Below are 20,950 nucleotides of genomic sequence, written 5' to 3'. Positions count from 1 at the left end.
CCGGGGAATATTTATTACACGGCGCCAACGTTGGCTGGTATGGTCGCAGTCTGGAGCTATCCGTGGCGTTTACTCTCGCAGCCGCCCGAGGCGACGAGACGGGAACTCGCCGAACTGGGCGTGACGAGCGTCACCGTCGCCGCACACTATCACTCCATTAGAACTCTCGAACCGCGTTCTTCCGACGGTCTGTTCGAATCGTACGAAGGCGGGTGCTACTTTCGCCCCGCCCCGGAGTCGTTCGTCGATAGGCCCATCGACCCCCCCGTGAACGAAATCGACGGCCATCCCGACCCGTTCGGAGAGGTCGTCGAGCGGTTGACCGAGGCGGATATCGACGTGACGGCGTGGTTGGTCTGTTTCCACAACACGAACCTCGGCGCGTCGAACCCGGAGTATCGCGTCGAAAGCGCCTTCGGCGACCCCCACGACCACGCGTTCTGTCCGTCCCATCCCGAGGTTCACGACTACTTCGAGGGCGTCGTGCGCTCGCTCGCCGACTACGACATCGCCGCTATCAACCTCGAATCGCTCGGCTTTCCGAACGCCTTCCACGGCCACGGTGCCACGTTCGGCCACTCGAAAAACCACGTCGTCCGCGGCAAGCCGGAAGAACTCCTCCTCTCGCAGTGTTTCTGTTCGGCCTGCCGAACGCGGGCGGCGAGCCACGAGGTGGATTTCGAACGCGCCCGTGAGGTCGTCCAGTCGCTCGCCCGCGACGTGCTTCGAACGCCGACTCCCCAAATCGAATCGCTCTCCCGACTCGCGGAGGAGTATCCCGTCCTCGCCGACCTCTTCGACTTCCGCGCGTCGGTCATCGACTCGTTCCTCGAACGCATCGCGGCGGCCAGCGGTGACGTGGAGCTAACCTACTCGGCGTCGGACGGCCTCGGGCGTGACCCGAACGACGGATGGCCCGCGGGCGTCGTCCTCGACCGCGTTCGCGCTCATCTGGACCGCATCGTCGCGCTCTGTTACACCGGCGACCGCGACCTCGCTCGCCGTCGCGTGCGGGGGTATCGGGAGGCGGTCGAGCTACCGGTCGACGTCGGCCTCACCCTCGACCCCGCCGTCATCGGTTCGGAAGCGGAGTGGCGGCGATTCGTGACCGACGTCGGCGGTCTCGGCGACGAACTTCGCGTCTACAACCACGCGCTGCTGACCGAGGACCACCTCGACTGGTTCGACGTCGCCGCTGCGCCACTCGGTGAGTGAGTGGGTCATCGAATGGATGAACGAGGGAGCGAACAGGGGGAGAAGTGACACTACAATCGCGCCTTCTCAATATAATTATACTGATACCTACCCTCTCGCACACGGGGTTTTTTAAGGAGTTACTGCATTGCCGAAGATATGGTAACACTCGGCGTAGAACGGTTGCTGAACGACCGCTTCGAGACGGTCGATGGCGAACGATTGGGACTCATCACGAACCCGTCGGGAACCGACAGCAACCTCACCACCACGATAGACCTCCTCGATGCCCGCGAGGAGTTCGACCTCCGGAAGCTGTTCGGACCCGAACACGGGATTCGGGGTGACGCACAAGCGGGCGTGAAGGTCGAGGACAGCATCGACGAGCGCACCGGTCTTCCGGTGAAGAGCCTCTACGGGGACCAGAAACAACTAACCCCCGAGATGATGGACGGCATCGACACCATCGTCTACGACATGCAGGACGTCGGATGTCGGTTTTACACGCTCATCTACACGCTGGGCTACGCGCTGAAAGGGGTCGCGGAGGCCGGAAAACGGATGGTCGTCCTCGACCGGCCGAATCCCATCTCGCCGCTATCCGTCGCGGGCAACCGAATCGACGACGAGGTGGCCTCGTTCGTGGGCGCGTACGAACTTCCCATCGTCCACGGGATGACCGTCGGCGAACTGGCGACCTACTTCAACGGCGAGTTCGACGTGGGCGCGGACGTGGAGGTCGTGGAGATGCGCGGCTGGTCGCGTTCCGACTGGTTTTCCGATACCGGCCTCCCGTGGGTGTATCCGTCGCCGAACATGCCGACGCCGGGAACGGCCACGTTATACCCCGGCATGTGCTTTTTCGAGGGCACGAACCTCTCGGAGGGGCGTGGGACGACGAAGCCGTTCGAACTCGTCGGCGCGCCGTGGATAGATGCGGACGACTGGGCGACGGAGCTTTCGAACCAAGGGTTGGAGGGCGTCGCCTTCCGCCCGGCGTACTTCTCGCCGACGTTCTCCAAACACGAGCGCGAGAACGTGACGGGCGTCCAGATACACGTCCTCGACCGGGACGCCATCGACCCCGTGACGGTCGGGCTGACGGTCCTCGCTTCGGCGTTCACGACGTACGACGATTGCGAGTGGATAGCCTACGACGACGAGTTCTTCGTCGATAAACTGGCGGGAGGGAGCTATCTCCGCGAGACGATAGACGCCGCCGACGCGTCGGCCGAACCGCGTGAAATCGCCGAAACCATCGCGGACAGGTGGGAAGACGACAGGACGGAATTCCTCGACGTGCGAGACGATTACAGGCGGTACTGATACCGATGAGTTCGACAACCGAACCCGAGTCGGCGGAATCGACGAACCCACCCGCCACTCACACGGATTTCGAGGTGGACGTGTCGTCCCTGTCGCTCCCCGAGAAGGTCGGACAGTTGTTCGTCGCGGGTTTCGACGGGACGACGCCAACCGCGGCGATAGAAGAACTCGTCTCCGAGCGCCACCTCGGCGGCGTCATCTACTTCAGCCGGAACGTCGAATCGCCGGGACAGCTTCGGACCCTCTCGCGCACGTTACAGGGGTTCGTCCCCCACGGAAAGCCCCCCTTGCTCCTGTCCATCGACCAGGAGGGCGGGCGGGTCGCGCGCCTCCCGTGGGGTACCGAACTGCCGAGCGCGATGGCGCTGGGTGCGACGGACGACCCCGAACTCGCGTCCCGCGCCGGACGAGCAGTCGGGAGTGAACTGCGCGCGCTCGGCGTCGATATCGACCTCGCGCCGGTCCTCGACGTGAACAACAACCCCGACAACCCCGTCATCGGTGTTCGGTCGTTCGGCGAACGCCCGGAACGCGTCGCGGAACTGGGCGCGGCGTTCGCCGACGGGCTACAGGACGCGGGCGTCGTCGCCTGCGGGAAGCACTTTCCGGGACACGGCGACACCGCGGTCGATTCCCACCTCGACCTGCCGGTCATCGACCACGACCGGGAGCGCCTCGACGCGGTGGAACTGAAACCGTTCCGGCGCGCCATCGACGCCGGTATCGGCGCGATAATGACGACGCACGTCGCGTTTCCGACCATCGCGGAGGATGCGGAACGACCGGCGACCCTTTCCCCACGCGTCGTGACGGGACTCCTCCGCGAGGAGTTGAGCTTCGACGGACTGGTCGTCACGGATTGCATGGAAATGAAAGCCATCGCCGACGGGGTTGGAACCGTCGAAGGCTGTGTGCAAGCGGTCGAGGCCGGGTGCGACCAACTCTGTGTCTCGCACACTCCGGCGAAACAGCGCGCCGCCATCGACGCCGTTATCGAAGCGGTCGAATCGGGGCGCATCGCCGAGTCCCACATCGACGCCGCGGTTCGGCGCGTCCTCCGCGCCAAACGGGTCTACGGAGCGGGCTACGTCGGCGGCGAGAACGAATGGGACGACGGCGCGGCGGAGTGCCGCTCCACCGCGCGGGAAGTCGCCGAACGCGGCGTCACGCTCGTCCGCGACGAGGCCGACGCGCTCCCGCTCCCCCAGCGCGTTGCCGTCTACGAGTTCGACGGCGGCCGCGGGTCGCCCGCAGAGGAGGCGTCCGGCCGCGGCGGCGCGTTCGCGTCGGCACTGTCGGCGACGGGCGTCGCCGTCGATGGCACCGTCCTCGCGCCGGGGGAACTACCGGAGGAACGCGCCAATTCACCCCGTGAAACGGTTGTCTGTACGTCCGATGCCGCATCGAATCCGGACCAAGCAGCGGTCGTCCAAGCCCTGCAAGAGGCGGGCGCGAACCCTATCGTCGTCGCAACGCGGAATCCGTACGACCTCGCTGCGATGCCGAACGTGGAGACGTACCTGACGACGTACGACGATACGCCCGCTTCGCTCGCCGCAGCGGCGGAACTGCTGGCCGGGAAGGGTACCCCGTCCGGGCGATTGCCGGTGACGATACCGGACGGTAGATAGTAATACTGAACAGTGGTGCTAAATATTCATACTGGATGGTATTGCTAGACAGCAATATCAGGAAGTATTCTCTTCCCAGAAAAACCGAGGGGTCCGTGATAGATGTCCTAACCGCTGTATTCGACCTATTTACGTTTATGTGACCAGCGACCCGTCGAGTATTACTTTAGAGTCATACCGGGACGATGAGAGGGGCGAGACGCGAAAGCGGAGAACGGTATCGTCGTTAGCGCGCCTGCTCGGAGACGTTCCGGAACACGTCCGCCAGTTCGTCGGTCAATCGGTCGAGGAGTTTTTCGCCCTTTTTCGCGTTCGCCAGTTTCGGGTCGCCGATGGCCCCGGTGTCCGAGTACTCCTCGAACGGCCGGTACGTCGCCAGCGCGCCGCCGACGAGCAGGTCCTTGGTACCGCGGTCGTACGGTTCGTCGAGGTACTCCGCGTCCGCGTCCTCCATCCGAACGAGTTCGGGGTGAAGGTGGAGCATCAGCGAGGTTTCGAACTCGCCGCCGTGGGACATGCCGCCGGTTTCGCTCTCTCGAATCTCGTCGACGAACGGTTCGGCGAGTTGGAAGTACGTCAGCCCCGCGACTTCGACGTCGGGATGGGATTTTCCGACGATGCTGACGGCGTTGTTGATGGCGGCCGCGTTGCCGCCGTGACCGTTGACGAAGCAGAGGCCGTCGAACCCGTTTTCGAGCGCGGTGTCGGCCACGTCCGCCAGCGCATCGAGGAGGTCGTCGAGTTCGAGCGAGATGGTCCCGCCGAGCGAGAGGTGATGTGGCGAAAACCCCGACCAGACCGGCGGCGTGACGAGGATGGGAACGTCGTTCGCGGCGCGTTCGGCACCGCGATGGACCACCGCGTCGGCCAGCAGGGTGTCGGTCGAAACCGGGAGGTGGTGGCCGTGCTGTTCGATACTGCCGACGGGAACGACGAGAACCGACCCGTCGGCGGCTCCGACGTCTCGGATTTCGCGCCGAGTCTTCGCCGCCCACGCGACGGCGGACAGACGCATCGCTGCAGTCATAGCGAACAGTGCTCGTGTCGGTCGTATAATGGTTGGGGTCCCGTCAAAGGGGACGAACGCTGAATTCCGAGCGCATATATTTCTTCATAATTCACATAAAATTTATCCATTATCGAACCGTCGTTGATGAACGTATGTCGAACGGCGAGAAACACGTACCGAAACGCATCGGCCGAAAAATAACTCCTGACGCATCGAGACGTAAGTTCCTCAAGGGGACCGGCGCACTGGCGGTGACCGGGACGCTCGGTGCCGGAAGCGCCTCGGCACACGGCGACTACGGCAACCGGGTCGTCGGCTATTACCCCTCCTACGCGGGCGAATACACCCCTGCGGACATCCCCTTCGACAAACTCACCCACCTGAACTTCGCCTTCCTCGACGTCCAGTCGGATGGCACGGTTAACGTGGTTGATTCCGCCGACGAAGACCTCCTCAGCGAGTTGGCGACCTACGACGATACGGGGACCGTGTTCCTCCTCTCCATCAGCGCCGGGTGGTACTCGGGGACGTTCTCGGACGCCGCATCGACCGCGGTGCGACGCCAACGGTTCGCCACGACGGCCGTCGACGTCATGGAACGGTACGGCTTCGACGGTCTCGACCTCGACTGGGAGTTCCCGGACGGGTCCGTTCGTGCAGTGGACCCCCACAATTTCACACTACTCCTGAAGGCGTGTCGTGACGAACTCGACGCTCGATTCGGGTCGTGGACTCACTTGACGATGGCCGGATCTCCCAACCCGAATATCGTGGACGATGCGTACGAAGTCGGTACCATCAGCGAGTATCTCGACCACGTGAACGTCATGACTTACGATTATCACGGGAGTTGGAGCAGCGAGACGAACTTCAACGCACCGTTCGAAGCGCCGACCGCATCGTCGGATTTCGACACCAAACACCACATGCAGTATTGGGCAGGTAAACCAATAGCAAAGGATAAGCTCGTCATGGGAATGCCGTTTTACGGGCGGTCCTACTCGGGCGTGGCGTCCACCAACGACGGGTTGTTCAACTCCTTCGACTCGTCTACGTCGGTGACGTACTCAGAAGTCGTGGAGAACCTCAAGCCGCAGTCGGATTACGAGTATCACTGGCACTCCGACGCGAAGGTACCGTGGCTGTACTCGGCCGCCGAAAACACGTTCGTCTCCTACGACGACGTGTCGTCCATCTCCAACAAAGCCTCGTTCGTGAAGAACAACGGATACGGCGGCGGGATGTGTTGGGAGCTTTCCCAAGACTCCAGCAACACCCTCATCACCGAGATGCACGATACGCTCCACGTCTGAGCGTGTGCGAAGAACGAGCGGGAGAGATGCGGACGGAGGAGATACCGACGGAAGAGATGTGGACGGGAAAGATGTTCGACGTCGCTCGGCATCCGTGCTACGCGTGTACGAGCTTCAGTTCGATGATATTCTTCGCGCGTCGGAGGCCGTCCAAGAGTCGGTCGCGGACGTCGCCCTCGATTCTGCTCGCCGGACCGGAAACGCTGATGGCCCCGATGACCTGTCCGTTTTCGTTCTTGATGGCGACCGCGAGACAGCGCACGCCGCGGACGCGCTCCTCGTCATCGACGGCGTAGCCTCGTTCCCGGACTGCCGCCAGTTCGCCGCGGAGTTCGTCGCGGTCGGTTATCGTCTTCGACGTCTGAGCGGGCAACCCACGACGGTCGAAAATCGCTTCGGTCTTGCTCTCCGGGAGGAACGCGAGGATGGCCTTCCCGAGCGCGGTGGCGTGGAGCGGGACGCGTGTTCCGGGGTGGGTGTCGAGCGGGATGGCGTTTCCACCCTGTGCGTTGTAGATGTACACGCCCATGCCGTCCTCCTCGACGAGGAGGTTCGCCGATTCCTCGGTTTCGGACGCCAGTTCGTCGATTTCGGGGCTTGCGACTTCGTACACCTTGCGTCTGGAGCGGGCGTATTCCCCGAAATCGAGGAACCTGAGGCTCACGTGATACGTGTTCCCGTCCCTGACGACGTACCCCCGCTGCACGAGCGTTCGGAGGTGGTTGTGCACCGTGCTGTCGGGGAGGTCGAGGTGGGCGGCGATTTCCGTGAGGCGAGCACCGTCGAGTTCGCGCAGCGTGTCGATGATGTCGAGCGACCGCGCTGTCGTCCTGACGGGCGTGGTGGATTCGCGGGTCATTGCCCTCTTCGTCCGTTTTTTCCCGGAGGGGAGTTATATAACTTCCTTCGTCCTCGACTGACGCTAACCGGGACTTCGGGGGCCGATACTTCCATACGACTGCCGACTGTAGCCGGGCGTGACGATGCCTGCAAGACAAGCCGACACGACGTGGCAAGGCGGAAAGGACGGGAGCGGCGACTTCGAAACGGAGAGCGGCCAGATAGAGGGAACGTTCCGGTTCCCGACCCGCTTCGAGGACGAACCCGGAACGAACCCCGAGGAACTCATCGGCGCGGCCCACTCCGGCTGTTTCTCGATGCAACTGACGGCGTTCCTCGAAGAGGAGGGTTACACGCCGGACAGCCTCCACACGGAGGCGGACGTGCACCTCGAACCAGCGGACGGGGGCGGCTTCGAGATTCCGCGCATCGACCTGACGCTGACGGCGGAGATTCCCGACATCGACGAGGAGACGTTCGACGACCTCGCGCAGAACGCCAAGGAGAACTGTCCGGTTTCGAAGGCGCTCGCCGGACCGGACATCACGCTCGACGCGACGTTGGAGAGCTAACGACGCGACCCGTTTTTGGGTGGCGTCGGTGGAGCCGTCGTGTTTCCGACGATGGGCGATTCCATAGGAAATTTAACACTCCGCGCAAACGGTGCAATCATGGTACACTGCCCCGACTGCGGTGCGACCCTCGAAACGGAGTCGGACGTCGATTTCGTGGAGATGGACGCCACGACCGGCTTTTTCGCGGCCTCCAAACGGTTCTACGTCGTGAACTGCGCCGACTGTGGTGCGACTATCGGAAGCGGCGTCGCTGGTGCGAAGGCCGGTGGCGGTGCTTGAAAGAAAAAAGCTATAGGTTAGTTATCACAATCCGGGGGTATGGTACACTGCCCCGAATGTCAAGCGGAGCTTTCCGAAAAGTCCGACGTCGAATTCGTGGAGATGGACGCCACGACAGGTTTCTTCGCGGCCTCGAAACGATTTTACTTAGTCGCCTGTAACGAATGCGGCGCGGCCATCGGCGGCGGGGTCGCGGGCGCGAAGGCCTGAATTGGCTGTCTCTCATTCCGACCGCGAACCGACGTTCGACGACGACCACATTGGTATTATCATTCAGTAACACCAAATAGGAAACACGGATATACTGACTGGTATTACTGTCTAGAAATACCTCGACGGGGCTGGTCGTCCGTTTCGACGCTCGGTATCTCTTACCCGTTGGAAACCGAGTCCGATACCGTGTAGAACGCTGTTCCCTCCATGAGACGGCGCTGCGTTCGAGAGACCGTCACGGAGCGAACGGAATCCGACTCGATGCCGACCGAAACGGTCATCGTCCCCCGCGGATGCCCGAGCGTCACTTCGGTTCCGCTCGTGGCCGCGACCTCGTTCGGAATCGTTCCGGGGAGCAGTGCCGCCGCTGCCGTACACGCGCCGCCGGTCACGGCGTAAATCGGATGGAGGTACTGCATGCTCATGATGCGCGCCGTGAGGTCGATACGTTCCGTATCGACCCGACCGTTTTCCGTCTCGTACGACTGCGGTTCGGAGACGAACGCGAGCTTCGGATAGCCCGGCGACTCCCGCGCCGCACCGTCGGGGTCATCGACGAGTCCGAGTTCCGCGCAGACGTGCGCTCGAATCCGTTCGATTCGTTCGAGGAGCGGTCCATCCGTATCGACGACGGACGGCCCTTCCGTCCCGTCGAGACCGAGGTCCCTCGCTCGAACGAACGCGACGGGCGTCGTCACGTCCAACACCGTCGCGTCGATACGCTCGTGTTCGGTTTCGACCGTGACCGTCGGCCCCCCCAGCGGAAAGATCGACCCCGTTTTCGACCCGCCCGGATCGAGAAACGTCGTATCGACCCGCGCGCCGGTCCCGGGGACGCCCTCGATGGAGAACGAACCGGTCGATACCGCGCGCGTCCCGTCCACCGGGAAGGACTGTTCCAGTTTCGTCTCCGTGTTCGTGTTGTAGAGGGTGAGCGAGACGCGACCGTCCGCGTCGGGAACGGCGTCGATGAGTCCTTCGTCGTACGCGAACGGCCCGATGGCCGTCGTCATGTTCCCGCAGTTCCCGCCGTAGTCGATGAGCGGTTCCGTGACGCCGACCTGTCCGAAGGTGTAGTTCACATCCACGTCCGGCCGCGAACTCGGGGAGACGACCATGAGTTTCGAGGTCGTCGAGGTCGCGCCGCCGAGTCCATCGACCTGTCGCGGTTCGTGGCTTCCGAACACCGAGAGTATCGCCTCGTCGTGGTGTTCCGCCGGGAGTTCACCGCTCGCGATGAGGACTCCCTTGCTGGTTCCGCCCCGTACTAACGCACAGCGAATCGTCTCTTGATTCATTGATTTCTAAGCTCGAAAAGTGATTTTATCGGTGGATCACTGGTTGGTTGCCCGCCGATGCAGCTGGTCGAAGAGCGGTCGCACGTACGGCCCGACGACGACGAACAGGATCATCGCCACGAGCACGATTCGCAACGGCGTCGCGAGGAAGATGTCGAAACTGCCGCCGCTCAGTTGGAGCGACCGATACAGGTTCTCCTCGGCTATCGGCCCGAGGATGAGTCCCAACAGGAACGCGACGAGCGAGTAGCCGTAGCCATCCATGAGATAGCCCACGATACCCATCACGAGAACGACGAACACGTCGATGTAGTTCGAGTGAAGCGAGTACGCTCCCAACACCGAGAGGCAGACGATGACCGGAATTATCAGGTCGGTGTTGACCGTCGTGATGTATCCCGCCCATCTAACGACGAGCAACCCGAAGACGATTATCACGACGCTGCAGACGACGAGCGTGGCGAAAATCGAATAGGTCAGTCCTATCTGTTCGTCGAACAGCGCGGGGCCGGGCCGCAATCCGTGAAGCATGAGCGCGCCGATGAGCACCGCGGTCGTCGTACTGCCCGGAATGCCGAACGTCAGCGTCGGAATCAGCGCGCCGCTGACGGTCGCGTTGTTCGCGGACTCGGTTGCGATCACCCCGTCCTCGACGCCGGTTCCGAACGCGTCGGGGTCCGCGCTCGACCGTTTCGCCTCGCCGTAGGCGATGAACGTCGAGACCGACCCGCCGGACCCGGGAATCGCACCGACCAAGAGGCCGATGCTGGACGATTTTATCAACGTCAGCGGTTTCGAGAGCACGTCCGAGATACCCGACTTCACGCTCCCGCTCAGGCTCACGTCGCCGTCGCGGGAGATGCTACCGTCCCGAAGACTGAGCCGGAGCATCTCGGAGATGGCGAAGATGCCGATGAGCGCGGCGACGAAGTTAACGCCGTCGTAGAGTCCGAGCATTCCGAAGGTGTACCGCTCCGATACCGACATCGGCGCGACGCCGATGGTGGCGATGAGCGCGCCGAACCCGCCCGCCATCACGTCCTTGAGGAAGGACCCGTCGGAGACGACGATGATGAGCGAGAGGCCGAAGACCGCTATCAGGAAGTACTCCGGCGTCCCGAACATCAGCACCAACGAGACCATCACCGGCATCAGGAGGATGATCACGATGGCGCCGAAGAGGTCGCCGAGTCCCGAGGAGAGGGCCGAAATCGTCAGCGCGTCTATCGCGCGCCCTTGTTTCGTCATCGGATAGCCCTCTATCGCCGTCGCGGCGGCCGAGGAGTCTCCGGGAACGTTGAACAGAATCGACGAGATGCTGCCGCCGTACATCACGCCGTTATAAATCGCCATGAGGAAGATGATGGCGCTCGTGCTTCCCATCCCCAGCGTGAACGGCATCGCTATCGCGACGGTGAGCGCACCGCCGACGCCGGGCAACGCGCCGCCGATGATGCCGATGAGGACGCCGAGCAGGATGAGCAGGACGTTCGGCCACGCGAATATCGTCTTCGTCGCCTCGACGAGGATGCCAACGTCCGCCATCAGAATCCCCCCGTCAGCAGGTCGAGGTTCATGAGCGTCATGAATCCGTAGGCGACCCCCGTCATGACCGCGGTGAGAAGCGCCGTCCGCCAGAGCGGTTGGCGGTTGTACAGGAGGTACAGGAAGACGAACGGCGGCGTCAACCAGAACAGTCCGACGAGGAACCCGCCGAGGACGTACCCGGCGATCAGGAACCCGAGGACGAGCATCGATTCCAGCGACGCTTCTTCGTCGTCGTTCGCCTCCGATTGCCCACCGCTCAGTACGACCGATTCGCTCCGCTCGACGCCGATATTCAGCCGCGTTACCGCCAGCCGAAGCGCACCGGCGACGAGTACCGTTCCGGCTGCGAGTCTGGGGAACAGCCGCGCCGAAGCGGTGAACCCGGCGGCGGTAACGAACATGTATCCGGCGACGGCTATGAGGAATCCGAAGAACACCGGCCCGCCGTCGACCCCTCGGAGGAACTCGGCGAGCGGCGTCACCGGACTTCGTTCGAGGGTCTTCGATCGCTCTTCGTTGCTCATGGTTGTACGTGCGTATCAGCCGATTCCGCGGCAATTTTCCCGTAGACGGCCGCGTTGGTCTGTGCCGTTCCACCGGGGTAGTTGTCGTAGAACAGTTCTCCCGTGCTGTTCCCCGCGGCGAACAGGCCGGGAATCGACCTGTCGCGGGTGTCGATGACCGTCGCGTCGGTGTCGATTTTCACCCCTCCGAAACTGAAGGTGATGCCGCCGGTCACCGCGTAGGCGTAGTACGGCGGTTCGTCTATCGGAATCGCCCAGTTCGATTTTTCGAGGAGCAGTCCGTCCGTCGCGTTGCCGTCCAGCGTTTTCGGGTCGAACTCGCCCGGGTCGCACGCGTCGTTGAACGCCCGAACCGTCTCCGCACCGACCGCGGGGTCGCTACAACCGACCTCCGCGAGGAGGGTTTCGAGGTCGTTCGCACGAACCGGGTCGGACGGGCCGGTTGCCCGCACCATCTCCTGTGTCTTCGAATCGAGAACGATGTACGCGACGTGATTCGGCTGTTCGAAGATGAGGCGACCGAACTTCGCGTACGTGTGCGCTCTGGCGTCCTCTCCTTCGTCGACGAATCGCTCGCCATGGTCGTTGAGGATGGCACCGTACTGATAGCCGTCGACTCGATTCGCGCCGCCTTCGACGTCCGGCGACGCCGCGTCGATGAGCGCCATGTGTGCGCCGCCCCACTGACCGACGAGGTTCGCGCCTGCCGACTCGGCCATCATCAGGGCCTCCCCGGTGTTGTACCGACTGCCGCGGACGCTCATCTCGTCGTAGCCGGGGCCGTAGTAGCGAACCCGTTTCTCGTCGCTGGAGCCGTAATCGCCCGCCGCGAGGATGACCGCGCCGACCTCGAAGCTCACCCGTCCGTCCGCCGTTCGTGCGGTGACCCCGTCAATTTCGCCGGTCGGAGAGCGGTGCAGCGACTCGGCTTCCGTTTCGAACCAGAAGTCCGCACCTTCGTCCTCGGCGGCGTCGGTGAGGGTTTCGACGTACTCCTCCCCGTCGAACCACGTTCGGGCGGCAGTGTATCCCACGGCGAGCGGTTCCATCTGCCAGTCCACACCGGCCGCGGTCAACCACTCGACGGTCTCCCCGGCGTTCTCGACGAGGGTGTCGGTCAACTCGTCGTCGGCTTTGCCACTCGTCTGGCTCATGATGTCCCGTCGGAAGTCCGCCGTCGTGTAGTCGTTCACGGCGAACTCGTAACCGTACTGTTCGAGGTCCGTTCCGACCGACGGGACGCGGAAGGATTCGCTGAATCGGGTGTGCCCACCTTGGCGCTCCTTCGGCGCTTTCTCCAGGACTGCGACCGAGTTGCCGAGTTCCGCGGCGCGAAGACCAGCGACGAGTCCCGCGGTTCCGCTCCCCACCACGGCGACGTCGTAATCGTACGTATCCAGATAATCTTCTGTCATTGTGTAGGTGTGTGTGCGTTATTCGTTCGCGATTTTGTCCAGATCGACTTTCTTCGGAATCGTCTCGATGGAGTCGTTCAGCGCCTTTTTCGCCTTCTCGTGGCCTCCGAACTCGACGATGTTTCCCGTCTTCTCGGACCACTGTTGCACCGAATCCTTCTTCAGGGCCGATTTCACACCCTCTTCGAGCGTGTCTCGCTTCTCCGTCTCCGTCCCCTTCGGGAGGAACATACAGCGGGTCAGCTGTCCGATGTAGTCGATGCTCGGGAGTCCCTCGTCCGAGGGTGACGGGGCGTCCTTGAACACGTTGCTTCCCTCGCTCGAAAGGATGGCCACGGGTTCCAGATCGCCGGATTCGACGGCGCTCATCGCGGCTGTGTCGGTCGTCGCGACGACCGGGACCTCGCCGGAGATGGCGGCTTTGATCGCCGGACCGCCGCCGTCGTATCCGATGTACTTCTGGTACTGCAGGTCGTATTCCGCCTTCATCACGTTCGCCGCGACGTGAACGATGCCGCCGCGAGCCAGCCCGGCGAACTTCGAGAGGTCGCCGTCCTTGTACCGCTTCGTCAAATCCTTCATCCCCTCTATCTTGAGGTCCGGGCGTGCGAAAATGGCGTACGGCGTCCGGGCGTACGTCGCCACCGGAACGAGGTTCGTGATGTCCCAACTCGGGTCGTGGACGAGGTAGGAGATCGGCGTCGACGGAGGATTGAAACCCCCGAACGTGTAGCCGTCGGATTTCTCCCGCAGTATCTCGCCGGTACCCTTCAGCGACGCCGCCCCGGGGACGTTTTCGATGGCGATGTCGGTGTCGAGTTCGTCGCCAATCGCGGGGACGACCTTGCGAGCGTAGGTGTCGGTCCCGCCGCCCTGACTGAAGGGGACGATGTAGGTCATATCCTTGCTCGGGTAGGAACCGCCGCCGCCGCTACTCGTACAGCCCGCGAGAAGGGCGCTACTTGCCACCGTTCCTGCTATGAACTGTCGCCGTGAGACACGGTTCTTGTTACCAGTCATCAACAGACACGGCCTTCTCGAACTAGTATTTAATAATTACGTTCCAACTACCGAATCATCGGCGAAGGAGCAATTCGAATATCGTGAAAGGGCGACCGGTTTCCGTCCTGCGACGGTCGTCCGTTACTGGTATTTGAGGTCCAACTCGATTTCGTTGGCGACGCCGAGGACGAGGTTGGGTACTTCCTCGGCGTACCAGTCGCCGGTGAGACGATGCGCCGGTCCGGAGAAACTGATAGCGCCGATGGGGTTCGACTCGTACGGCTGTATCGGCGCGCCGACCGCTCGAAGTCCCGTTATGGACTCCTGTTCGCTCGTCGCGTAGCCCATCTCTCGAATCGAGTGAAGTTCGTCGAACAGTTCCTCGCGGTCCGTGACGGTGTGCTGGGTGTACTCGGGCATTCCCCACCGGTCGAGGATTTGGTGGACGCGTTCCTCGGGAAGGGTAGCGAGAATCGCCTTCCCGGCCGAACTCGCGTGGAGGTGAATCTTCTTTCCGATGTGGGCATCGACGTGGACGGCGTTTTCGCCGATGGACGTGTGGATATAGTAGCCACGACCGTTCTCCTCGACGATGAACTGAACGCGCTCGCCGGTCTGCTCGGCCAAGTCGTCCAGTTTTCCGATGATGAAGTCGTACTCGCGTTTTCGCTTGCGAGCGTGACCACCTTTGTTCAAGAATTCCAGACCGACGTGGTACTCCCCGTCGTCGACGGTGAGGTAACCACGATTTTCGAGCGTTTTCACGTAGCCGTGGACCGTACTCTGTGCGAGGTCGAATTCCCGAGCGAGTTCTTGAACGTCCGAACCGTCGGACCGCTGAATCGCATCGACGATATCGATGGCGGTCTCGACGGTTTTCAGCGGACGACTCGGGGAGGAATCACCCACCATCGTCACGCAGTACCAAGGCCGCGTATTTACGTTTTGTGAATGCGCGAATATAGACGCAAAACGGATTGAAACACGTGAATTCGACGATATACGCCATTGAGTGTGGTGTTCAGTAGTTCACGATATGTGTGACGGTATTGTTTAGTTATTCACTCAAGATACGCGTATTGATTCCTATTATACGTATACTGTCCTTGTATCTTCAACATGTGTTCAGATATGATCGGTGCGGCGCACGTTTGGACGGAACGTCCGTTACAGATGTCGAATAGGGGTACTAGTATTTATTCCGACCAATCCGGCCCCGTATCCGCACTCTTTATTTTATTTTCATACTCTTAATTTCTAATATAATATTTACTATTTAGAAATTAATCGCGCGCGCGGTTTCCACGAAGCACACGAGCCACGCGACCGACGCCCGACCCCGACGAGCGAAAAAATCAGTTCGTTTTCACAACCAAACGCTATGATGCCGCATCCCGAAGGCAACCCCATGGGAGACGACCGAACGCCGATCACGGTGGTAACGGGCTGTCTCGGGGCGGGCAAAACGACGCTGATAAATCACGTCCTCCGCGACCCGGGGGACCGACGGGTCGCGGTCGTCGTCAACGACGTGGGCGAGATGAACGTCGATACCGAGCTGATACAGGGGGAAACCGACGACGTAATCGACCTCTCCAACGGCTGTATCTGTTGTCAGTTACAGGACGACCTCCGCTCGACCCTTTCCAGACTCGACGACCGCGAGTTCGACTCCCTCCTCATCGAAGCGTCGGGCGTGAGCGAACCCATCCCGCTCGCGCGGACGCTGCTCGGGATGGACGACGAAACCCCCGACCCGACCGAGAAGTACCGACTCGATACCGTCGTCTCGGTCGTCGATACGGTCGGATTCGACAACGCGTTCGACGCGGAAACGGGGCAGTTGAGCGATCAAGCGGCGGACGGACAGCGGCCGCTGACCGACGTCTTGGTCGAAACCGTCGAGTTCTGCGACCTGCTGTTGCTGAACAAGTGTGACGCCGTTTCCGACGAGTCCCTCGACGAAGTGGCGGCCCTCGTGCGGGAACTACAACCGAACGCGGACATGATTCGAACGACGTACTCGGAGGTTCCCGCGGACGAGATTCTCGACACGGGGCGATTCGATTTCGACGATGCGCGCCAATCACCGGGCTGGAAACGCGCGTTGGCGGGAGGTGATGACGGGCACGACCGTGAGGGGGACCACACACACGCGGACCACGACCACGACGACCACGGGGGGCACGCACACGATGCAGGAGAATCCGTCGCCGACCGCATCGAAACCGTCGTCTACGAACGGGAACGCCCGTTCCACCCGGAGCGGTTGAACGCGTGGCTGGACGATTGGGACGGAAACCTCGCCAGAACCAAGGGCATCTGTTGGATCGCCGGATGGGACGACAACGCCATGGGATTGAATCAGGCCGGACCCTCGGTCCGCTGTGGCCCCCTCGGGGAGTGGTCCCCGGACGAGCGGGAGACCCGTCTCGTGCTCATCGGCACCGACATCGACGAGGCGGGGGTGACCGCCGAACTCGACCGCTGTCTCGTCGAGGACGAAGAGAGGGAACCCGCGCTCGCCGAGAACGGACCGTTCCCGCGACGGTGACTACGCGAGTTGGTCGCGGAGGTCGTCCCACGATTCGTGGAACCCGTACTCGTCGTCGCCGCCGGAACCGACGGCGCGTTGATACACGTCGTCGTAGGCGAGGAGTTGGGTCCAGCCTTCCTCACGAACGGAACAGTATTGACACATCGTCCCACGAAAGGCGCTGAAACGGTATAATGCTTTGCGAGAATGGCCTTCTGTCGGGCGTTCGAACCGGTCGCGTTCGTCGTGATTTCGGGGCGAACCGTTTTGTGGGTGCCGTCCGGTGGTACGATTATGACCGTACTCGATGCGTTCGACCTGCAGGACCAGACGGCCATCGTCACCGGCGGCAATCGCGGTATCGGCCGCGCCATCGCAACCGCGCTGGCCGACGTCGGCGCGAACGTCGTCGTTGCGAATCGGAGCGCGGCGTCGGGCGAAGCCGTCGCGGACGAACTCGCTGACACGACGGGCGTCGAAACCCTCGCAGTCGAATGCGACGTGACCGACGAGGACGACGTGGCGGCGATGGTCGAGGCGACCGTCGAACGGTTCGGCGGGATAGACGTGCTCGTGAACAACGCCGGAATCGTCGTCCACGAGGCGGCGGAAACGATGTCGCTCGACGAGTGGCACGCGGTCATCGAGACGAACCTCACGGGCGCGTTCCTCTGCTCGCGCGCCGCGGGCCGCGAGATGATGGGGGACGGCGGCGGCGTCATCCTCAACGTCTCGTCGATGTCGGCGTTCATCGCGAACCATCCCCAGCGACAGGTGGCCTACAACGCCTCGAAGGCCGGATTGGAGGGCTTCAAGAACCAACTCGCCTCCGAGTGGGCGGAACACGGTATCCGCGTGAACAATCTGGCACCGGGCTACGTCGCCACCGACAACGCGGACCAAGGTGCGGAAGTCGCGGAGAACGCCGTCGATATCTGGACGGACGAGATGTTACAGGACGAGATGGCGTCGCCGGAGATGCTCGGCCCGACGGCGGTGTATCTGGCGAGCGACGCCTCCGCGTACATGACCGGCGAGACCATCGTCCTCGACGGCGGCTACACCGTCCGATAATCGATACGCCACCGGAATCCGCGAACGAATTTTATACCCGTTCCGTCTCTACTCGGGTGTACGCCGATGTCACAGACACCATCCCCGGACCACCACATACCCGCCCGAGACGAGCACATTCACACGAGTTGGAGCCGAGACCACGACCCGATTCGAACGGTCGAATCCGGTGACGTGGTGCGCTTCGACTGTCGGGATGCGACGAACGGTCGCCTCGATGCGGACTCGACCGTCGAGGACGTCGCCGCCCTCGCGGGGACGCTCCCCGGCCACGCCTTGACCGGTCCCGTCGACGTCGCGGACGCGCGACCCGGCGACGTGCTCGCGGTGGACCTCCTCTCGTTCGACCACGAGGGCATCGGCTTCTCGTACTTTTACGGCGGCGACGAGGGAACCGGACTGCTTCCCGAGGAGTTTCCCGACCCGGGACTGCACGTCTGGGACCTCGACGGCGACGTCGGCCACTTCGTGAACGGAATCGACGTCCCGCTCGCGCCCTTCCCGGGCAACCTCGGCGTCGCGCCCGCCGACGGCGGGGAGCACAGCACGACGCCCCCGCGCCGCGTCGGCGGCAACCTCGACGTGAAGCACCTGACGGCGGGCTCGACGCTGTACCTGCCGGTCGAAGTTGCGGGCGCGCGGTTCAGCATCGGCGATTGCCACGGCGCGCAGGGCGACGGCGAGGTGTGTGTCACGGGCATCGAAGCACCGATGACGGTGACGGCCCGCCTCCGACTCGTCTCGGGCATGGACATCGAGCAACCGCAGTTCGAGACGGACGGGCCGTTTTCGGCGACCGACGGCGGCCGGGTGTACGCCACGACCGGCATCAGCGACGACCTGATGGACGCCAGCAAGAAGGCGATTCGACACATGATTTCGCACCTCCACCGAACCCGCGGTTTGACGCGCTCGGAGGCGTACCTGCTGTGTTCCGCCATCGTGGACCTCAAAATCAACGAAGTCGTGGACGCCCCCAACTGGGTCGTCTCGGCGTATCTCCCGCAATCGATATTCCCGGAGTGAGTCGGCGTCGCCCCTACTCCTCGAACCGCCGTCGAAGCGCGTCGCGGTCGATGTCGTCCCGCCGAACGTAGTCGTTCTCGCTGATATCGTAGAGGCGCGATTCGTCGATGTCGAGGTTCCGCTCCTCGATGGCGTCCTCGACCTTCGTCCCGTCCACCCGTTCGGTCACGACGTCCTCCCGGGAGACGCCGTGTCTGGCGAGCTCCGTAAGGACCGTCTCCGAGTCCTTGAGCGATTTTCGCGTCCGGCGACGGCCGCTGACCGACCCGAACGAGCCCGTAACCTCTTGCCCTTCGCCGACGCGCGAGGAAAGCACGTCACGAACCTCGGTTCGGAGGGTTTCGATCTGCCCCTTGACGTCCGAAAAGAGGGCGTACATGTCAGCCAGCTCCGCCGTCGAACGGTCCTCGAAATCGGGCGTCCCCGCGTCGTCGAGCATCGTCGCCAGCGACCCGGTGGCCTCGGTGAGGGGTCGAACGTCGGGATTCGTCGCTTCTCGGGACTGCATCTCTCTGCCGGGATACCCATCCCTCTCGTCACCGTTCTCCCGTTCGCGTCCGTTCTCTCGTTCGCGTCTCGCTCGCTCGCGCTCCCGCGCGCTCGCGTCGTACCCGTCGAGCGGAATCGTCTCGCGCTCGAACGACTCCCCGCGGACGGTGAACAGACTCACGAGGGGTTCGTCCTCGTCGTTGCGCACCCGCGCGGCGTCAGTGGTTCCGGTGTAGTAGACACAGAGGTCGTCGCCCTCCCATTCGACCGCGCGGTCGGTCCCGCCACAGAGGAACGCATCGACCCAGCCGTCGATGTGCTCGATGGCCAGTTCGTAGGCCTCGACGTCCGCGCCGTACTCCGAGTACGGCGGCGAAACCGCTTGGTGGACGCAACACAGTTTGAGACAGCGTTCTTCGGGGTCTTCGAGGTGAATCCCCCCATTCCCCGCCCCCACGTCTTGCCGGTGGTCGATGCCGTACAGGGCGACCGACTCGTCGATAGCCGTCGGCGTGGTCCCGAGACGACGCACGCCAGCCGTTTCGGTCAGCGCATCGAGCGCGTCGGTATCCCCGGCCTCGTTTCGACCCGCGACGACGAAAAACGGGATGTCGCGTCGCTGCAGTCGCTCCAGTCGCTCGCGGCAGGCGGCGTTCACCTCATCCGAGGGTGTCGCGCTCGAAAACAGGTTCCCGGTGTGGACGACCGCATCGACGGCCTCGCCGACGGCGACGTCCACCGCCTTCTCGAAGCCATCGAGACCGTGAACGCCATCCACGTCGCTCTCCCCTCCGGGTTTGAGGTGCGAATCGCTCACGTGCAGGACGGTCGTGGCGGAGCGGCGGTCCGATGCGGTAGACGCGGACTTCTCCCCGCCGAAGTCCGCGTCTGATTCCGATTGGAGTCTCTCATCCGATGCTTCCCCTTCACGGACGAGCGATTCGGTCGTCTCCGCAACCCAGTCCTCGGTTCGGTCGAGCGTTTCGACGGCGAGCAACGGGTCCAGTTTCGTGTCGGCGACGTGGGTCGAAAGCGCCTCGCGCTGGCGTTCGTCGAACCGTTTCGATTGCAGGTGCTCGGCGAGCGCGCGGGCCTCCGCGTCCGACATCTCGACGTCGCCGTTCGGTCGGGCCAAATCGTCTCCGGTCTCGACGGGGCTATCCGTCGCGGAGGGGAGCGACGCGTCTCCGGCGTAGACGAGCGCCCGAAAGCAGTTCCACGGGACGATATCCCCTTCGTCGTATCCGAGTTCGTCCCGGAGAAGTCGCTCCGCGGCGGGCGTCACGCTGAACTGATACCGACCGCTGCTGAACGACCCCGCCAACTTCCACGCCCCCTCGTTGTCGCGGGTGAGTTCCGGTGGTTTCGCCATCGTTCGATGTACGATATCGTATGAATCTGCTACTAATAAATCGTTCTCACGGACGAAATCGGAACGGTCCGCCACAACCTCTAACAGACGGCGGGTGGTGCCCGTTCGTATGGTACGAGCCTCGACGATAGTCCTCCTCGCTGGCATCGTCCTCCTGTTCGTCCCCATCCCGCCGGTGGCGACGGCGCTCGGCGTCATCGTAATCCTCATCGGCGTCGCGCTTCGCCTGCTCACCGGAAGTTAGGTGTGTCCGGCGGCCGGCTTGTCGAGGGAGTGCGGCGCTCGG

General features: G+C 62.9%; 21 protein-coding genes. 11 read left to right on the top strand and 10 right to left on the bottom strand.

The annotated features are described in order from the left end of the window. Window positions 1-39 precede the first annotated feature (39 nt). The 3 genes from OPC11_RS13110 (at window position 40) to nagZ (ending at window position 4,151) form a co-directional block, all read left to right on the top strand. Complete coding sequence (locus tag OPC11_RS13110) at window positions 40-1,215, top strand: hypothetical protein (protein WP_264782178.1); 1,176 nt, start codon at window positions 40-42, stop codon at window positions 1,213-1,215. 138 nt (window positions 1,216-1,353) lie between these two features. Further along, the gene (locus OPC11_RS13105) at window positions 1,354-2,520 is read left to right on the top strand and encodes a DUF1343 domain-containing protein (protein ID WP_007980847.1); all 1,167 of its coding nucleotides are present in this window, start codon (window positions 1,354-1,356) and stop codon (window positions 2,518-2,520) included. 5 nt (window positions 2,521-2,525) lie between these two features. Further along, window positions 2,526-4,151, top strand: coding sequence for a beta-N-acetylhexosaminidase (gene nagZ / locus OPC11_RS13100; RefSeq protein WP_264782177.1), 1,626 nt, complete (start codon window positions 2,526-2,528; stop codon window positions 4,149-4,151). A 226-nt stretch (window positions 4,152-4,377) separates the two neighbouring features. Here the strand turns inward: nagZ and OPC11_RS13095 are convergent, their stop codons facing one another. After that, window positions 4,378-5,178 carry a creatininase family protein gene (locus OPC11_RS13095; RefSeq protein WP_264782176.1) on the bottom strand — a complete coding sequence of 267 codons (801 nt, stop codon included), beginning with the start codon at window positions 5,176-5,178 and terminating at the stop codon, window positions 4,378-4,380. 134 nt (window positions 5,179-5,312) lie between these two features. Here OPC11_RS13095 and OPC11_RS13090 point away from each other — a divergent pair, with 134 nt between their 5' ends. Then, a complete protein-coding gene (locus OPC11_RS13090) occupies window positions 5,313-6,473 on the top strand; it encodes a glycosyl hydrolase family 18 protein (protein ID WP_264782175.1) in 1,161 nt (386 codons plus the stop codon). 97 nt (window positions 6,474-6,570) lie between these two features. Here OPC11_RS13090 and OPC11_RS13085 read toward each other — a convergent pair whose 3' ends face one another. Continuing rightward, complete coding sequence (locus tag OPC11_RS13085) at window positions 6,571-7,332, bottom strand: IclR family transcriptional regulator (protein ID WP_264782174.1); 762 nt, start codon at window positions 7,330-7,332, stop codon at window positions 6,571-6,573. A gap of 124 nt (window positions 7,333-7,456) precedes the next feature. On the opposite strand from OPC11_RS13085, the gene OPC11_RS13080 reads away from it, so the two are divergent. The 3 genes from OPC11_RS13080 (at window position 7,457) to OPC11_RS13070 (ending at window position 8,377) form a co-directional block, all read left to right on the top strand. After that, on the top strand, window positions 7,457-7,885 hold the full coding sequence (locus tag OPC11_RS13080; protein ID WP_018129013.1) for an OsmC family protein: 429 nt from the start codon (window positions 7,457-7,459) through the stop codon (window positions 7,883-7,885). A gap of 99 nt (window positions 7,886-7,984) precedes the next feature. Continuing rightward, window positions 7,985-8,167 (top strand): hypothetical protein, encoded by a 183-nt coding sequence (locus tag OPC11_RS13075; protein ID WP_026177913.1) that lies wholly within the window; start codon window positions 7,985-7,987, stop codon window positions 8,165-8,167. A 39-nt stretch (window positions 8,168-8,206) separates the two neighbouring features. Further along, window positions 8,207-8,377: a hypothetical protein gene (locus tag OPC11_RS13070; RefSeq protein WP_007983401.1), complete on the top strand. Its 171-nt coding sequence runs from the start codon at window positions 8,207-8,209 to the stop codon at window positions 8,375-8,377. Between the two features lie 161 nt (window positions 8,378-8,538). On the opposite strand, the gene OPC11_RS13065 is transcribed toward OPC11_RS13070, so the two are convergent. From OPC11_RS13065 to OPC11_RS13040, 6 genes are all read right to left on the bottom strand, one after another. Further along, on the bottom strand, window positions 8,539-9,678 hold the full coding sequence (locus tag OPC11_RS13065) for a PrpF domain-containing protein (RefSeq protein WP_264782173.1): 1,140 nt from the start codon (window positions 9,676-9,678) through the stop codon (window positions 8,539-8,541). Window positions 9,679-9,714: 36 nt separating this feature from the next. Beyond that, window positions 9,715-11,223 (bottom strand): tripartite tricarboxylate transporter permease, encoded by a 1,509-nt coding sequence (locus OPC11_RS13060; protein ID WP_264782172.1) that lies wholly within the window; start codon window positions 11,221-11,223, stop codon window positions 9,715-9,717. Beyond that, on the bottom strand, window positions 11,223-11,750 hold the full coding sequence (locus OPC11_RS13055; protein ID WP_007983395.1) for a tripartite tricarboxylate transporter TctB family protein: 528 nt from the start codon (window positions 11,748-11,750) through the stop codon (window positions 11,223-11,225). Before OPC11_RS13055 ends, OPC11_RS13060 begins: the two co-directional genes overlap by 1 nt. Further along, window positions 11,747-13,165 carry an FAD-dependent tricarballylate dehydrogenase TcuA gene (gene tcuA, locus OPC11_RS13050; protein ID WP_264782171.1) on the bottom strand — a complete coding sequence of 473 codons (1,419 nt, stop codon included), beginning with the start codon at window positions 13,163-13,165 and terminating at the stop codon, window positions 11,747-11,749. Before tcuA ends, OPC11_RS13055 begins: the two co-directional genes overlap by 4 nt. Window positions 13,166-13,183: 18 nt before the next feature. Next, window positions 13,184-14,134 (bottom strand): tripartite tricarboxylate transporter substrate binding protein, encoded by a 951-nt coding sequence (locus OPC11_RS13045; RefSeq protein WP_264782170.1) that lies wholly within the window; start codon window positions 14,132-14,134, stop codon window positions 13,184-13,186. A 174-nt stretch (window positions 14,135-14,308) separates the two neighbouring features. After that, window positions 14,309-15,079, bottom strand: a complete 771-nt coding sequence (locus OPC11_RS13040) for an IclR family transcriptional regulator (RefSeq protein WP_264782169.1) — start codon at window positions 15,077-15,079, stop codon at window positions 14,309-14,311. A gap of 496 nt (window positions 15,080-15,575) precedes the next feature. Here OPC11_RS13040 and OPC11_RS13035 point away from each other — a divergent pair, with 496 nt between their 5' ends. Then, on the top strand, window positions 15,576-16,721 hold the full coding sequence (locus tag OPC11_RS13035) for a GTP-binding protein (protein ID WP_264782168.1): 1,146 nt from the start codon (window positions 15,576-15,578) through the stop codon (window positions 16,719-16,721). Here the strand turns inward: OPC11_RS13035 and OPC11_RS13030 are convergent, their stop codons facing one another. Beyond that, complete coding sequence (locus OPC11_RS13030; protein ID WP_007983385.1) at window positions 16,722-16,868, bottom strand: hypothetical protein; 147 nt, start codon at window positions 16,866-16,868, stop codon at window positions 16,722-16,724. It lies immediately after the preceding gene. Between the two features lie 129 nt (window positions 16,869-16,997). Between OPC11_RS13030 and OPC11_RS13025 the strand changes: the two genes are divergently transcribed. Both OPC11_RS13025 and OPC11_RS13020 read left to right on the top strand, forming a co-directional pair. Beyond that, window positions 16,998-17,777, top strand: a complete 780-nt coding sequence (locus OPC11_RS13025; RefSeq protein ID WP_026177912.1) for a glucose 1-dehydrogenase — start codon at window positions 16,998-17,000, stop codon at window positions 17,775-17,777. A gap of 66 nt (window positions 17,778-17,843) precedes the next feature. After that, the gene (locus OPC11_RS13020) at window positions 17,844-18,803 is read left to right on the top strand and encodes an acetamidase/formamidase family protein (protein WP_007983382.1); all 960 of its coding nucleotides are present in this window, start codon (window positions 17,844-17,846) and stop codon (window positions 18,801-18,803) included. Between the two features lie 13 nt (window positions 18,804-18,816). Here OPC11_RS13020 and OPC11_RS13015 read toward each other — a convergent pair whose 3' ends face one another. Next, entirely contained in the window at window positions 18,817-20,664 is a 1,848-nt protein-coding gene (locus OPC11_RS13015) for a metallophosphoesterase (protein ID WP_264782167.1), read from the bottom strand. A gap of 109 nt (window positions 20,665-20,773) precedes the next feature. On the opposite strand from OPC11_RS13015, the gene OPC11_RS13010 reads away from it, so the two are divergent. Further along, window positions 20,774-20,908 carry a hypothetical protein gene (locus tag OPC11_RS13010; RefSeq protein ID WP_007983378.1) on the top strand — a complete coding sequence of 45 codons (135 nt, stop codon included), beginning with the start codon at window positions 20,774-20,776 and terminating at the stop codon, window positions 20,906-20,908. Window positions 20,909-20,950: the final 42 nt, after the last annotated feature.

It is taken from the genome of Haladaptatus sp. T7 (assembly GCF_026008575.1).
GTDB classification, from domain to species: Archaea; Halobacteriota; Halobacteria; order Halobacteriales; family Haladaptataceae; genus Haladaptatus; species Haladaptatus paucihalophilus.
Note: the sequence above shows the minus strand (reverse complement) of the source record. Positions and strands in the feature narration are given on the sequence as shown.